At 65.7% G+C, this 13,941-nt stretch carries 11 protein-coding genes and 1 pseudogene; 6 read left to right on the top strand and 6 right to left on the bottom strand.

The genetic code is table 11. The annotated features are described in order from the left end of the window. From A5779_RS23360 to A5779_RS23350, 3 genes and pseudogenes are all read right to left on the bottom strand, one after another. Positions 1-329 (bottom strand): annotated as a pseudogene (locus A5779_RS23360) (hypothetical protein); the annotation flags it as partial. A 575-nt stretch (positions 330-904) separates the two neighbouring features. Continuing rightward, a complete protein-coding gene (locus A5779_RS23355; RefSeq protein WP_064886072.1) occupies positions 905-2,272 on the bottom strand; it encodes a hypothetical protein in 1,368 nt (455 codons plus the stop codon). Positions 2,273-2,788: 516 nt separating this feature from the next. After that, positions 2,789-4,024 (bottom strand): chloride channel protein, encoded by a 1,236-nt coding sequence (locus tag A5779_RS23350; RefSeq protein WP_064886064.1) that lies wholly within the window; start codon positions 4,022-4,024, stop codon positions 2,789-2,791. Between the two features lie 79 nt (positions 4,025-4,103). Between A5779_RS23350 and mshB the strand changes: the two genes are divergently transcribed. Then, positions 4,104-4,961 carry an N-acetyl-1-D-myo-inositol-2-amino-2-deoxy-alpha-D-glucopyranoside deacetylase gene (gene mshB, locus A5779_RS23345; protein ID WP_064886060.1) on the top strand — a complete coding sequence of 286 codons (858 nt, stop codon included), beginning with the start codon at positions 4,104-4,106 and terminating at the stop codon, positions 4,959-4,961. Positions 4,962-5,071: 110 nt separating this feature from the next. After that, entirely contained in the window at positions 5,072-5,494 is a 423-nt protein-coding gene (locus A5779_RS23340) for a hypothetical protein (RefSeq protein WP_064886058.1), read from the top strand. A gap of 1 nt (position 5,495) precedes the next feature. Here the strand turns inward: A5779_RS23340 and A5779_RS23335 are convergent, their stop codons facing one another. Then, positions 5,496-6,863, bottom strand: coding sequence for a hypothetical protein (locus A5779_RS23335; protein ID WP_064886055.1), 1,368 nt, complete (start codon positions 6,861-6,863; stop codon positions 5,496-5,498). Positions 6,864-7,065: 202 nt separating this feature from the next. On the opposite strand from A5779_RS23335, the gene A5779_RS23330 reads away from it, so the two are divergent. Further along, on the top strand, positions 7,066-9,657 hold the full coding sequence (locus A5779_RS23330) for a bifunctional FO biosynthesis protein CofGH (protein ID WP_064886074.1): 2,592 nt from the start codon (positions 7,066-7,068) through the stop codon (positions 9,655-9,657). 326 nt (positions 9,658-9,983) lie between these two features. Further along, the gene (locus A5779_RS23325; RefSeq protein WP_064886053.1) at positions 9,984-10,532 is read left to right on the top strand and encodes a YceI family protein; all 549 of its coding nucleotides are present in this window, start codon (positions 9,984-9,986) and stop codon (positions 10,530-10,532) included. Positions 10,533-10,635: 103 nt separating this feature from the next. Here A5779_RS23325 and ctaD read toward each other — a convergent pair whose 3' ends face one another. Beyond that, positions 10,636-12,333, bottom strand: a complete 1,698-nt coding sequence (gene ctaD, locus A5779_RS23320; protein WP_054603022.1) for an aa3-type cytochrome oxidase subunit I — start codon at positions 12,331-12,333, stop codon at positions 10,636-10,638. A gap of 47 nt (positions 12,334-12,380) precedes the next feature. Here ctaD and fdxA point away from each other — a divergent pair, with 47 nt between their 5' ends. Beyond that, positions 12,381-12,725 carry a ferredoxin gene (gene fdxA / locus A5779_RS23315; RefSeq protein ID WP_003882180.1) on the top strand — a complete coding sequence of 115 codons (345 nt, stop codon included), beginning with the start codon at positions 12,381-12,383 and terminating at the stop codon, positions 12,723-12,725. After that, positions 12,722-13,342 carry a helix-turn-helix transcriptional regulator gene (locus A5779_RS23310; protein WP_064886051.1) on the top strand — a complete coding sequence of 207 codons (621 nt, stop codon included), beginning with the start codon at positions 12,722-12,724 and terminating at the stop codon, positions 13,340-13,342. The genes fdxA and A5779_RS23310 overlap by 4 nt, the downstream gene beginning before the upstream one ends. 7 nt (positions 13,343-13,349) lie before the next feature. On the opposite strand, the gene A5779_RS23305 is transcribed toward A5779_RS23310, so the two are convergent. Further along, the coding region (locus A5779_RS23305) for an SPFH domain-containing protein (protein WP_064886049.1) at positions 13,350-13,941 on the bottom strand (592 nt) is incomplete at its 5' end.

Here is a 13,941-nt window from a genome sequence, read left to right as displayed (position 1 = left end):
AGCGCATTGCCCAGTGCGGTGGCAGAGCCCTGCAAGGCTGTGAAGAGCGAACCCGCGGTGGTGAGCTGATTCGTGATCACCTGCAGCAGGACAGGCGCGGGATCGGTCACCTCCGTGCCGATCAGGGCCGACACATTGGCGATCGTGTTCGCGAACAGGTCCGCATAGGCCTGGATTGGATCGGTTGCTGCAGACAGGCTCACCGCGGCCGACGAAACTGCCGGAACCGCGATGTCGGGCATCGGCGGAGCGACCGGACTCATCGCGATGGCACTGGCTCCGAACAACGCGACGCCAGCGGCGAGATAGGGACGAGCTGCGACTTGCATTGCTTCTCCTCTAGATGGATCCAATCCCCGACGAGGCTGAAGCTACCTGAGAGTAACTTTACAAATTTGCAGTTTTGAAAAGTTGCCGCCGACGAGCCTGGGGCGGCTAATGGAGTCGTGAGCAAGGTGAACTAGCTGCTAGATAGCGGTGCTTAGGTGTTCTTGAAAATGCCGCGAGGCCTGGCCTGCCGAGGGGGCTGGTAACTGTCGCCAATGGCCGTTGAATATAACGAGTTCGCTGGTTCCGTCGTTCAGTGGAGAAAGTCTTGTGAAACGCCGCGCGAGCGGGGCGATCTTGATGTTTGCGAAATCAACGGTTCCAGGCGCCGCGCGGCGGCCGTCTCCCGGGCTCTCGAGCGGGAGCGGCGGCGGGTCGCCCGCTGTGCTGCAGACCCCACCGGCGAGTTCGCCATGCCGTTGCTGGGGCAATGAAAAGTCGGAGGCGCTCATTTTGCGTCGAGCGGGTCCGCAGCGCCCCGGCAGGGCGCACAGCTGAGTGGAGGCTGAGAACTTCCGAAGAAGCGAAAGGCCCTCTCCATCGGGTCGATGGAGAGGGCCTGGCGCTGGTGCTGGGGTTACTTGTCGGAGCCCTTGTCAGAGCCGCTGGACGACTCGGACTTCTTCTGAGCGCCCTTCTGGGCGCCGGCCTTGTCCTTCTTCAGCCCGTCGGTCAGCTTCTTGACGGCGGACTTCACCTGGGTGCGGACGGCCTTGGCGGAGTTCGCCTTTTCCTGTCCCTTGGCGGCCTTCGGCGATGCCTTCGTCGACAGCTTGGTGACGGCCTTGGTGGTGTCGTCACTGTCGCTGGCGTCCGTACCGGTGCCGGCGGAGTCTGCGGCGTCGGCGTTCGGCGCAGCCGCACCATCGGCGGCGTCCGAGACGGCGTCAGGGGCGGCACCATCGACGGCGTCAGAGGCATTGCCCGCGTTGGTAACTGGGGCCGATGCGGGCGTCTCTTCCTTCAGGGTCGAGACCTCGATCGTCACGGGTGCCTGGGCAGTCAGGGCCTTGGCGGTCGGGAGCTCGATCGGTGGGTCGAACGGCTTGGGCTTGAGCTGCTTGAAGGCGTTGGCGAAGGTGTCCTCGATGTAGTTGCCCATGGAGATCGTCGCATCGGTCTGGAAGACCACACTCTCGGCGAAATCGGCGATGCCGTGTTGGAGCGCGTTGATCACCTTGACCGGATCGCCGGTGGTGACGGCGTTCACCACGTCCTGAGCTCCGACGAGAGCCTGCTTCAGAATGGCGCGCGGCTGACCGTCCAGGTCGTACCCGACACCGACGGTGGCGGCGGCCAGTCCGATCACGACACCGAGTGCGGCCTCCGATGCAGCGTCGATGAGCGGTTGCGGAATGTTGAGTACATGCCCGACCGCGTTGATCTCGGGGGACACCGCGAAGATCAAGATGTTGATGATGGGCTGCATCCCGTCCAACACCAAGCCGTCGAGCGCACCGCCGGGATCACCGGCGGCGATCTTCGCCATCGCGGCCTCGAGTCCGGCGGGCAGGCCGGCGCCCAAGTCGCTCAAGGCTTCACTGAGAGCGGTCCCGGCCGCAGACGTGGTTTCACCGAGTGCTGCGAGGTTGGGGCCGAAATTCTGGGCCGCGATGACAGCGTCGGCCAGTACCTTCGCGATCTGCCACGCCGGCGGAGTGGACAGCGCCACCTGGTAACCGGCGACCGCGTTCTCGACGAGCTGCTTTGCGATCGGTGCCGGGTTGGTGGTCTGGCGCTCGATGATGTTGCTGACCATCGTCTGCGTGGCGGCGAACGCGGGCTCGAAAACCGTCAGCGGGTTGTCCACGCCGGCGGTCAGGGCGACCGGCATGTGTACCGGTGAGAGGGTCGGCACGGACGGGGCCATCGGGCTGACCGCGATGGCGCTGGCACCCACGAGTGCCACGCCGGCGGCCAGGTATGACCGTGAAGCGAGCTGCATTGAATCTCCTTACGGGAGCGTAACTAACGTCGGCGCAGAAGTTACCCCAAAGTAAGTTGAGTTGTCTGCAAATTTTCTTAACTAATTTTCAGCTGGCAGGAACCCGTGTGGGGCTCCGCAAATGAACCTCGGGTATCTGAGATATTGCTGGTAGTCGGGATTTCCCGTGGTCGCACCAGTCCATTGCGAAACTGGTCGTAGCGTTATGGGGCATGACATCGGCCTGTTGTAGCAAACAGTTGGCTGGTCATGTCACTAGGTTGCCAGCGAAGGTGTGATCGACGAGTCCGGCTAGGTTACCCAGCAGTAATGTCGCCGGGGTGGCGGCTGGAAAGTTAGCGCGCACACAGTGGACATTGGGTGTGATCTGTAAAACACGGCCACCATCGATGCGGCGCCGCCCACTAATGGGACCAGCGGTCTCGGTATTCGCACCGTGCTTGCGTCGGCAACTATGTGGCAGGCTCGGTCAGTTTCAAAATCTACGGATTTCGTTGCCGAGTTTGCCTGGTCTAATCAGTCGACCATTACCTCGTGGTGCTTCTCGGCAAGCGATTGCAGCCCGTGGGCCGCGAGCGCGGCGGCGAGGAACGGCAGCAGTACCCAGTACGGCGGACGGGCCAACTCCCAGACAAAAAGTGCCGCCCAGATGGGAGCCCGCTGCGTCACCGCAAGCACGCCGGCGGCACAAGTCAGCGACACCGCGGCGATGCTCACGGTGTGTTCGGTCCAGGTGTTGATCGACAGAGCGATCACGGACCCGAGGGCCGCACCGGTCGCGAGCGACGGCGTCAGCATGCCGCCCACCGCGCCCGCACGTAGAAAGATCGCCGTCAGGAGCGGCTTCAGCAGCAGGATCGCCGCGGCCGAGCCCACCGTCAGGGCGCTGTTCAGGCTGACCGTGAGAATGCTCTTGCCGTTGCCCGGCAGCTCCGGCAACCACACCGAACCCAGGCCCACCAACAGCCCGGCGAGGGCAATGCCGGGGATTATCAGCCACGACGTGACCGGCGTGGCGGGTCGCGCGATCGCCATGATCCGGTTGAACGCGGCCCCCACCGCGAATGCCAGCGGCGCCATCACCAAGGCGAAAGCGGTGAGTAGATAGGACAATTCAGGCTTCGGCCAATCGAGCGGAGCCCGCACATGGGTCACCGGCGATGCAACTGCCACAGCGAGCGCCGAGGTGATCAACGCGGCGCCGACGGCTCGCGGGTGCCACGTGTGCATCATGATCCGGATCGCGAACAGGGCGCCACCGACCGGGACGCTGTACACCGCGCCGAGTCCGGCCCCTGCGGCGCAGGCGAGCAGAATCTCGCGGTCGTGGGGCGTCAGTGCCCACCGGGACGTTCCGACGTCACCGAGCACCGCAGCCATCTGACGCGGCGCGCCCTCACGGCCCAGGGACGCGCCCGCGCCGACGACCAGAACCTGCAGCCCGGCATCGACCGTCATCGCTACCCGGGGGATGGGTCGGTGATCGGCGATGGTCGAGGCGAGTCCGGGTACCACGTAGTGCCGGCGCAGAATCCACCAGCCGAAACCGGCCAGTGCGCCACCGATCATCGGTCCGACCGTGCGTCGCACCGGGCTGCTGCCGGTGACACCGTCGAGCAGCGAGCCGAACGTGAAGTCATAGGTGAGGTGTTCGACGAAGTGCAGAAGGACCGTCGTCGCCATCCCCGCGACGCCCGCCAACAGCCCGATCACGACGATGCTGCAGCCGAACTCAAGCTCGCGCCGGGTCACTCGAGTGAATGTAGGCGCGGAGGTGGGGCAGCGCTCGACTTTCTGCGCCGCCCACGGCCCGTCGCTATCGTCAGTCACGATGCCCAGCGAAACGCCCCGACTGTTGTTCGTTCACGCCCACCCGGACGACGAGACCCTCACCACCGGCGCCACGATCGCGCACTACGCAGCGCGCGGTGCCGACGTCCGGGTGGTCACGTGCACCCTCGGAGAGGAGGGGGAGGTCATCGGCGACCGCTACGCCCGGTTGGCCGTCGACCAAGCCGATCAACTCGGCGGATACCGGATCAGCGAGCTGACCAAGGCCCTGAGCGCACTCGGCATCGGGGCACCGCACTTCCTGGGCGGCCCCGGCCGATGGCGGGACTCGGGCATGGAGGGCTCACCGGCGCGCAAGCAGCAGCGCTTCATCGACGCCGATTTCGACGAAGCCGTGAGCGAACTCGTGCGCATCATCGAGGAGATGCGACCGCACGTCGTCGTCACCTACGACCCGGACGGCGGGTATGGGCACCCCGACCACAAGCAAGCCCACCGCGTCACCACCGCGGCCGTCGCGGCCGCCGGATGGGCCGTGCCCAAGTTCTATTGGACGGTCATGGCCAGCTCCGCGATGCGGGCCGGCCTCCAGAGCCTGCGGGACGTGCCGACCGACTGGATCCGGATCGATGTCGGAGATGTTCCCTTCGGATACGCCGACGACCGGATCGACGCCGTCGTCGACGCTGCCGCCCAGTTGCCTGCCAAGATCGCCGCGATGCGCGCGCACGCCACCCAGGTCACCGTCGCCGCCGACGGCAGCGCCTTCGCCCTGTCCAACAACCTCGCCCTGCCACTGCTCGGTGAGGAGCACTATGTGCTGGTTTCGGGCGACGCGGGCGAGCGCGACGCACGCGGGTGGGAAACCGACCTGCTGACCGGACTGAATCTGCAATAGCCAAAACCGGACGAGGTAAGCTCGCCACTCAGAAGCGTCGAAGGGACATTCATGGACCCCGATCTGGATCCGAATCTGCAGCACTGGCAGGACCGTTTTGACAACTACGAGTGGGTAGTGGGTTCGATGGTCGGACTGCTCGACAGCATTCCCACCTGACCTCGCCCTCCGACCTTGTGCTGGGCCGTATCGTCCTGGCACTGCTCGCGGTTGACGGCATCATCTCCGCCGTCGTAGGCGCACTTCTGCTGCCTACATATATTGGACCGATTCCCTTCCCGGTGAGCGCGCTGGCGGCCGGAGCGGTCAACACCGCGCTCGTATGGGCAGCCATGTACTGGACCGACTCCATGCGGATGGCGGCGCTGCCGCTGTGGACCTGGCTGGCCGCCGTCGTCGCGATGACCTTCGGTGGACCCGGTGGCGACATCATCTTCGCCGGCCCAGGACTGATGGCCTACGGCTCGCTGATATTCATCGCCGCCGGTGCGCTACCACCGGTGGCGATGCTGCGACGGCGTCACCGCCGCTGACCTACTTCTTGTTGTCCTTCTTCGACTTGCCGGTGTCGCCGGAGTTCTTGGACTGCTTGGCATCCTTGGGCTTTGCGTCCTTGGGTGAAGCCGTCTTATCCGTCTTGTCCACCTTGGTCTTCGGCTTCGGCGCCAGGTTCTTCACGGCCGTCTTCACCGCGTCACGTGCGTCGTCGCCCGCCTTCGTCGCGTCCGTTCTGGCCTTGTCGACCGCTGCGCGGACGCCTTGTCGCACCGAAGGGGCCGCCGGCTTGCCGGCCGAGACCTGGTCGGTGTCGGTCTTGACGGCTTCTTCTGTGTCAGCGTCGGTGACGGCCGGGTCGGCAACGGTGTTCCGCAGCGACTGACGGACCGAGCGCGGGACCACGCCGATCTCGTCGGTGACCTGCTTGAACTGCTGACCGACGTTGCCCGCAACATCCTTGACGGTCTCGTTCAGGCCGGTCGCGAGGTTCGCTGAAGTGTTCTCGATGTTGTCGATGGTGCCTTCGACGGCCTGGACGACCGAGCTTCCGGCAACTTCTGTGACCGGCGTCTTTTCGGTCGCCGCCGCTTGCTCTTTGAGCCGGTCAGCGAGGGTCGCGAGACCGGTCCCCTCGGTCAGTGTCTTGACTGCCGTGGCGAAGTCGTCGCGGGCCTTGGTGATCGCATCGGTGAGGTGGGTGAGCGGGTTCTGGACGGCGCCTTCGAGGGCTGCTGTCGGTGCGGCGAGCGTGCTGGCCAGGAACGGTCCCTGCAGCGGCGGACGCGGCGGCAGGGGGATTGGCGGCAGCGGGATGAATGTGCCGACGACGTCGATGCCCAGCCATGCGACAGCCAAGACTGCGTCTGCGCCGAAGTCGGCGAGGTTCTGGATGATGCCGCCGTCACCGCGCAACCAGTCGGTGAAGTTGAAGACCCCGCTGGCGACGAGGGACTCGCCGAATGTGTAGGCGTCCATGAGCAGCCCGCCGGCCCATCCGCCGACCCAGGGGATCCATCCGAGTGCGTATGCGCCGACTTCGAATCCCCACTGCACCCAGGGCTCGACCGTCACATAGGCCTGGTCGATCGTGTTGGCCAAGTTGGGGGCGATCGCGATCGCGGTCGGTGCCGCGGTGACATTGCCGGTCGCCGCGGCGGCTGGCGCCGCGCCGAAGGCCGGAGCCGAGCCTGTCTGACCCGAGAGATTCGGCGCCACCGCGGCGGTCATCCGGCTCGCCGCGGCCAGCAGATCGACCATCGCCTGCGTCAGCTGCGGCTGAGTCGATGTCGGGTGTGCAGGGACTGCAATGTCGGCCGGGGCGGCCTGTACCGGGGTGAGCGCGATGGCGGTGGCGGTGGCTGCGGCGGCTCCCGCTACGAGATACGTACGAACACTTGTGGACATCACGACTCCCTCGGTATCCCCTTCCCGACGGAAACAACTTACGCGGTCGGCAACCCATTCGTCGCACCTTTAAGTTGTGTGTCCAGTAAGGGCCCCGCATTGCAGTGACTTGCACGGTCTACTGTGGCCGGTATGCCGGGCGCATTGGTTTCAGAATGTGAGACGCGTGGATGATCGTGCACAACGACGGGGTTACACGGAAGTGGCTCTGAACCCCCAGCACGGCGCCGATCTGCCCACCCCGGCCGTCCCACCGAAGCCTGCTGCGCCCAGCGCGCCGCCCACTTCGGCAGCTCTGCGCCGGGTGTTGCGCCGGGCCCGTGACGGCGTGACCCTCAATGTGGACGAGGCCGCGATCGCCATGACCGCCCGTGGCGAGGATCTGGCCGATCTTTGTGCCAGCGCCGCCCGGGTGCGCGATGCGGGCCTGGAAACGGCGGGCCGGCGTGGAGCCAGCGGTCGGCTTCCGGTCAGTTATTCGCGCAAGGTCTTCATCCCCGTCACGCATCTGTGCCGCGACACCTGCCACTACTGCACCTTCGTGACCGTGCCCGGCAAGCTGCGCGCCCAGGGCATGGGCATGTACATGGAGCCCGACGAGATTCTCGATGTCGCCCGCCGGGGCGCCGAGCTGGGCTGCAAGGAGGCGTTGTTCACCTTGGGCGACCGTCCCGAGGAACGCTGGGACGAGGCCCGGCAGTGGCTCGACGAGCGCGGCTACGACTCCACGCTGGACTACGTGCGGGCCATGGCCATCCGCGTGCTCGAGGAGACCGGTCTGCTGCCGCATCTCAACCCGGGCGTGATGAGCTGGTCCGAGCTGTCTCGGCTGAAGCCCGTCGCACCGTCGATGGGCATGATGCTGGAGACCACCTCCCGGCGCCTGTTCGAGGTCAAGGGCGAGGCGCATTACGGCAGTCCCGACAAGGATCCAGCGGTGCGGCTGCGCACCCTGGACGACGCCGGCCGGTTGTCCATCCCGTTCACCACCGGCCTGCTGGTCGGAATCGGCGAGACCCTGACCGAACGTGCCGAGACGATGCACGCAATCCGCAAGTCCCACAAGGAGTTCGGGCACGTTCAGGAAGTGATCGTGCAGAACTTCCGGGCCAAGGACCACACCGCCATGGCGTCGACGCCCGATGCCGGGATCGACGACTTCATCGCGACGATCGCGGTGACCCGCCTGGTGCTGGGGCCGAAGATGCGTATCCAGGCACCGCCGAATCTGGTGTCGCGCGACGAATGCCTGGCGCTCATCGGCGCCGGTGTCGACGACTGGGGCGGTGTGTCACCGCTGACCCCCGATCACGTCAACCCCGAACGGCCCTGGCCGGCACTGGACGATCTCGCCGACGTCACCGGCGAGGCCGGCTACGACCTGGTGCAGCGACTCACCGCCCAACCGCAGTACGTGCAGGCCGGCGCGGCCTGGATCGATCCGCGGGTGCGCGGGCACGTCGACGCGCTCGCCGACCCCGACACCGGGTTCGCCCTCGACGTCAACCCGGTAGGGCGGCCGTGGCAGGAACCCGACGAAGCATCAGAATCGTTGGGCCGCACCGATCTGCACTCCGCGATCGACTCCGAAGGCAGGCTCACCGAGACCCGGAGCGACCTCGACAGCGCGTTCGGCGACTGGGAGTCGATCCGCGCCAAGGTGCACGAACTGGCCGCCCGCGCGCCCGAACGCGTCGACACCGACGTGCTGGCCGCATTGCGTTCCGCCGAACGTGATCCGGGCGGCTGCAGCGACGACGAGTACCTCGCGTTGGCCACCGCGGACGGTCCGGCGCTGGACGCGGTTGCCGCCCTGGCGGATTCGCTGCGCCGCGATGTCGTCGGCGACGACGTCACCTACGTCGTCAACCGCAACATCAACTTCACCAACATCTGCTACACCGGCTGCCGGTTCTGCGCCTTCGCGCAACGCAAGGGCGACGCCGACGCGTACTCCCTGTCCACCGCCGAGGTGGCCGACCGGGCCTGGGAAGCGCACGTCGCCGGTGCCACCGAAGTCTGCATGCAGGGCGGCATCGACCCCGAGCTTCCCGTCACCGGTTACGCCGACCTGGTGCGGGCCGTCAAGGCCCGCGTGCCCTCGATGCACGTGCACGCGTTCTCGCCCATGGAGATCGCCAACGGCGTCACCCGCAGCGGGTTGTCCGTACGCGAATGGCTGACGTCGCTACGCGAGGCCGGGCTGGGATCGATCCCCGGCACGGCCGCCGAGATCCTCGACGACGAGGTGCGTTGGGTGCTCACCAAGGGCAAGCTGCCGGCCTCGGAGTGGATCAACGTGGTGACGACCGCGCACGAGGTGGGGCTGCGCTCGTCGTCGACAATGATGTACGGCCACGTCGATACGCCCAAGCACTGGGTGGGCCACCTCAACGTGCTCCGCGGCATCCAGGATCAGACCGGCGGCTTCACCGAGTTCGTGCCGCTGCCGTTCGTGCATCAGTCCTCGCCGCTGTACCTGGCCGGCGGCTCCCGTCCCGGGCCGACACACCGCGACAACCGCGCGGTCCACGCACTGGCCCGGATCATGCTGCACGGCCGGATCCCGTCGATTCAGACGTCGTGGGTCAAACTCGGCGTGGAACGCACCCAGGTGATGCTGCGCGGCGGTGCCAACGATCTCGGCGGCACGTTGATGGAGGAGACCATCTCCCGGATGGCCGGTTCCGAGAACGGTTCGGCCAAAACTGTGGCCGAGCTCGTCGCGATCGCCGAGGGCATCGGCCGCCCTGCCCGTCAACGCACCACGGATTACTCGCCGCTGGCTGCCTGATCTCGTTTCACCGCGAGCGTGCGCGTCTGCCGGTGGACACGCCGCGGAACGTCAGCATTTTGCGCACGCTCGCGCGAGCGTGCCCGGACTCCACGAGCATCGGCGCAGGTGACGCGTACTTCCGATAGTCCGCAGTTGGCCCCCTCATGCCTGTACGAGCGTGCCTGAACTGCGGGGATCTTGCGGCGCGCCGGGCAGCAGACACGCACCCTCGGCCAGAAACGGCGGAAAAAAATCTGCGAAACCGGGAATGGAATCGGACCACGGTCCGGTTATGTCTGCTGGAGGTGCCGGATCGACCGGGCCGCACAACCCAAGGAGACACCATGACCGTCGCAGTAGCCACCGACCTGACCGCAGGCACCTGGGCCATCGACCCCGTGCACTCGTCGATCAACTTTTCCGTCCGCCACCTCATGGTGAGCAAGGTCCGTGGCAGCTTTGAGACGTTCGGTGGTGCGATCACCGTCGCCGAGGACGGCACGCCGTCGGTAAGCGCCACCATCGACGTCAACTCCATCGACACCCGCAACGAGCAGCGCGACGCACACGTGCGGTCCGCAGACTTCTTCGACGCCGACAATCACCCGACCGCCACCTTCGTCTCCACCGGCGTGCGCCCTGACGGTGACGACTACATCGTCGACGGCGACTTCACCCTCAAGGGCGTGACCAAGCCGGTTTCCCTCAAGCTCGAGTACAACGGTGTCAACCCCGGCATGGGCCAGGGTCCGGTCGCCGGTTTCGAGGCTTCGGTCGTGTTGAACCGCAAGGACTTCGGCATCGACATCGACATGCCGCTGGAGACCGGCGGCACCGTCGTCGGCGACAAGGTTACCATCACCCTCGAAATCGAGGCCCTCAAGCAGGCGTGATCCGCCGCTCGACCGACCGTTTTGTCACGCTGGAGTGGCTCTCGGAAACGAGGGCCACTCCAGCGTGACATTGGTGCGTCGGCATCGGCAGGGAGCGCCCGTTTCAGTGCCGGCCCACGTGGGACTCGGCCCTCATCCGTTCGACCATATGCGGATAGTGCAGTTCGAAAGCCGGCCGCTCGGAACGGATCCGGGGCAACTCGGTGAAGTTGTGCCGCGGGGGCGGGCAACTGGTGGCCCACTCCAGTGAGTTGCCGTAGCCCCACGGGTCGTCGACGACGACAGGTTCGCCGTAGCGCCAGCTCTTGAAGACGTTCCATACGAACGGCAACATCGACACACCCAGGGTGAAGGCGCCGATGCTCGAAACCACATTGAGCGTGGTGAAACCGTCTGACGGCAGGTAGTCGGCATAGCGGCGGGGCATGCCCTCGTTGCCCAGCCAGTGCTGCACCAGGAATGTGGTGTGAAAACCGATGAACGTCAACCAGAAATGGATCTTGCCCAGGCGCTCGTCGAGCAACCGGCCGGTCATCTTCGGGAACCAGAAGTACACCCCTCCGAACGAGGCGAACACGATGGTGCCGAACAGCACGTAGTGGAAGTGTGCGATCAGGAAGTAGGTGTCGGTGACGTGGAAGTCGATCGGCGGGCTGGCCAGCATGACTCCGGACAGTCCACCGAGCAGGAAGGTGACCATGAAGCCCACGGAGAACAGCATGGGTGTTTCAAAGGTCAACTGTCCCTTCCACATTGTGCCGATCCAGTTGAAGAACTTGATACCTGTCGGCACGGCGATGAAGTACGACATCAGCGAAAAGAACGGCAGTAGAACGGCTCCCGTTGCGAACATGTGGTGAGCCCAGACCGCCATCGACAAGGCGCCGATGCTGATCGTCGCATAGACCAGCGTGGTGTAGCCGAACAGCGGCTTGCGGGAGAACACCGGGATGATCTCGGTGACGATGCCGAAGAACGGCAACGCCACCACGTAGACCTCGGGATGGCCGAAGAACCAGAACAGGTGCTGCCACAGGATGGCTCCGCCGTTGGCGGGGTCGTAGATGTGGGCACCGAGGTGCCGGTCAGCGGCCAGGCCGAACAATGCCGCGGTCAGCAGCGGGAACACCATCAGCACCAGAATGCTGGTGACGAGGATGTTCCAGGTGAAGATCGGCATCCGGAACATCACCATGCCGGGCGCGCGCATACACACCACGGTGGTGATCATGTTGACCGCACCGAGGATGGTGCCGAGCCCGGCCACGGCCAGGCCCAGGATCCACAGGTCGCCGCCGGCGCCGGGGGAGTGGATGGCGTTACTGAGTGGTGCGTAGCCGGTCCAGCCGAAGTCTGCGGCGCCTCCAGGGGTGATGAACCCCGCGAGCGCAATGAGCGCGCCGAACACGAACAGCCAGAACGAAAGCGCGTTGAGCCGCGGGAACGCGACGTCGGGCGCACCGATCTGTAGAGGCAGCACGAGGTTGGCGAACCCGAACACGATCGGGGTGGCGTAGAACAGCAGCATCACGGTGCCGTGCATGGTGAACAACTGGTTGTACTGCTCGGTGGACAGGAACTGCAGCCCAGGTTCGGCGAGTTCGGTGCGGATGAACAACGCCATCAAGCCACCGGTGAAGAAGAAGACGTAGCAGGCGACCATGTACATGATTCCGATCAGCTTGTGATCGGTGGTCGTGATGAGCTTGTAGACCAGGTTTCCGCGAGGCCCCAGGCGCGGCGGGAAAGGCCGCGTACTGACGAGGTCGGTGCCGATGGATGAGGTTGTGTGTGCCGTCATCGCGTTGCTCCAGTTTTTACAAACAAACCTTGTATAAACTATGGGCCATGACATACGTGATCGGCAAGCCATGTGTCGATGTGATGGACCGCGCGTGCGTCGAGGAATGCCCGGTCGACTGCATCTACGAGGGCGCCCGTGCGCTATACATCCATCCCGACGAGTGTGTGGACTGCGGCGCCTGCGAGCCCGTCTGCCCGGTCGAGGCCATCTATTACGAAGACGACCTGCCCGACGAGTTCGAGGCCTACAAGGAGGACAACGACGCGTTCTTCTCCGAGACGCTGCCGGGACGGGACGAGCCGTTGGGTTCGCCCGGCGGGGCGGCCAAACTGGGGCCGGTGGCCGCCGACGCGCCGCTGGTGGCGAGCCTGCCGCCGCAACAGCCATGAACGCGCCGCGGGGAAGACGCCGCGACGTCCTGACGCTGCTGCGCGCCACCGATGCGCCGATGAGCATCGCGGCCATCGCGGAAAAACTCGATGTGCACGTCAACACCGTGCGATTCCACCTCGACGCGCTGCTCGAGCAGGAACAGATCCGCCGGGTCACAGGGGCACGCGACAAGCCTGGGCGACCGCCACAGCTGTTCGCCGCGGTCCGTGGCATGGACCCGGGCGGTCCGCGCCACTACCGGTTGCTCGCCGAGGCATTGGCCGAGTCGGTGGCGTCACAAGCACCGGGCGCGGGCACCGGTGAGGCCGGGCGCAAGATGGGTGCCCAGTTGGCGGCCTCCCGTTCCGATGCGGCCGATGGAACAGCCGTCGAGAAGTTGGTCGACCTGCTCGACGACCTCGGCTTCGCCCCCGAGGCCGACGCCGCAGGCTCCGAAATCTCCTTGCGGCACTGCCCATTTCTGGAAATCGCACGGGAACGCCCCGAGGTGATCTGCCCGATTCACCTGGGCCTGATGCAGGGGGCGATGACGGCCTGGGACGCGCCGGTCACGGTCGACGGCCTGCTCCCGTTCGTGGAGTCCGACCGGTGCGTTGCACAACTGAGCGGCTGATCAGCGGCTAGTCCCGGTGTCTGGCCAGACCATTGGCCAGCGCCTCACCAAGACTGGCGGGGTTCTTCAAGAACGGCGTGATGATGTCGACCGGCAGTGGGAACACCACTGTCGAATTCTGGTCCGCACCAAGCTCAAGCAGTGTCTGCAGATACCTGAGCTGTAGCGAGGCCGGGTTCTTCGACAGCGTCTCGGCGGCCTGACGCAGCTCGTCGGAGGCCTGCAGTTCGCCGCGCGCGTTGATCACCTTGGCACGGCGCTCACGTTCGGCCTCAGCCTCACGGGCCATCGCCCGCTGCATCGATTCGGGGATCTCCACATCTTTGATCTCGACCACGCGGACCTCGACACCCCAGCGGGCGCTCTGGGTTTCGATGATGCCGCGCAGGTCGACGTTGAGATCCTCGCGGTGCGCCAGCAGCGTGTCCAGATCGGCCCGGCCCAGCAGTGACCGCAGCGTGGTCTGCGCGATCTGCGACGTGGCCACCGCGTAGTTCTCCACGGCCATAATCGCTTTCAGCGGATCGGTGACTTGGAACATCACGACGGCGTTGACCCGGGCCGGCACATTGTCGCGGGTGATCACTTCCTGCGGCGGG

This window comes from Mycolicibacterium peregrinum (genome assembly GCF_001665625.1).
Taxonomy (GTDB): Bacteria; Actinomycetota; Actinomycetes; order Mycobacteriales; family Mycobacteriaceae; genus Mycobacterium; species Mycobacterium peregrinum_B.
The sequence above is the reverse complement of the archived record's forward strand: the minus strand, read 5'-3'. Positions and strand labels throughout refer to the sequence as shown.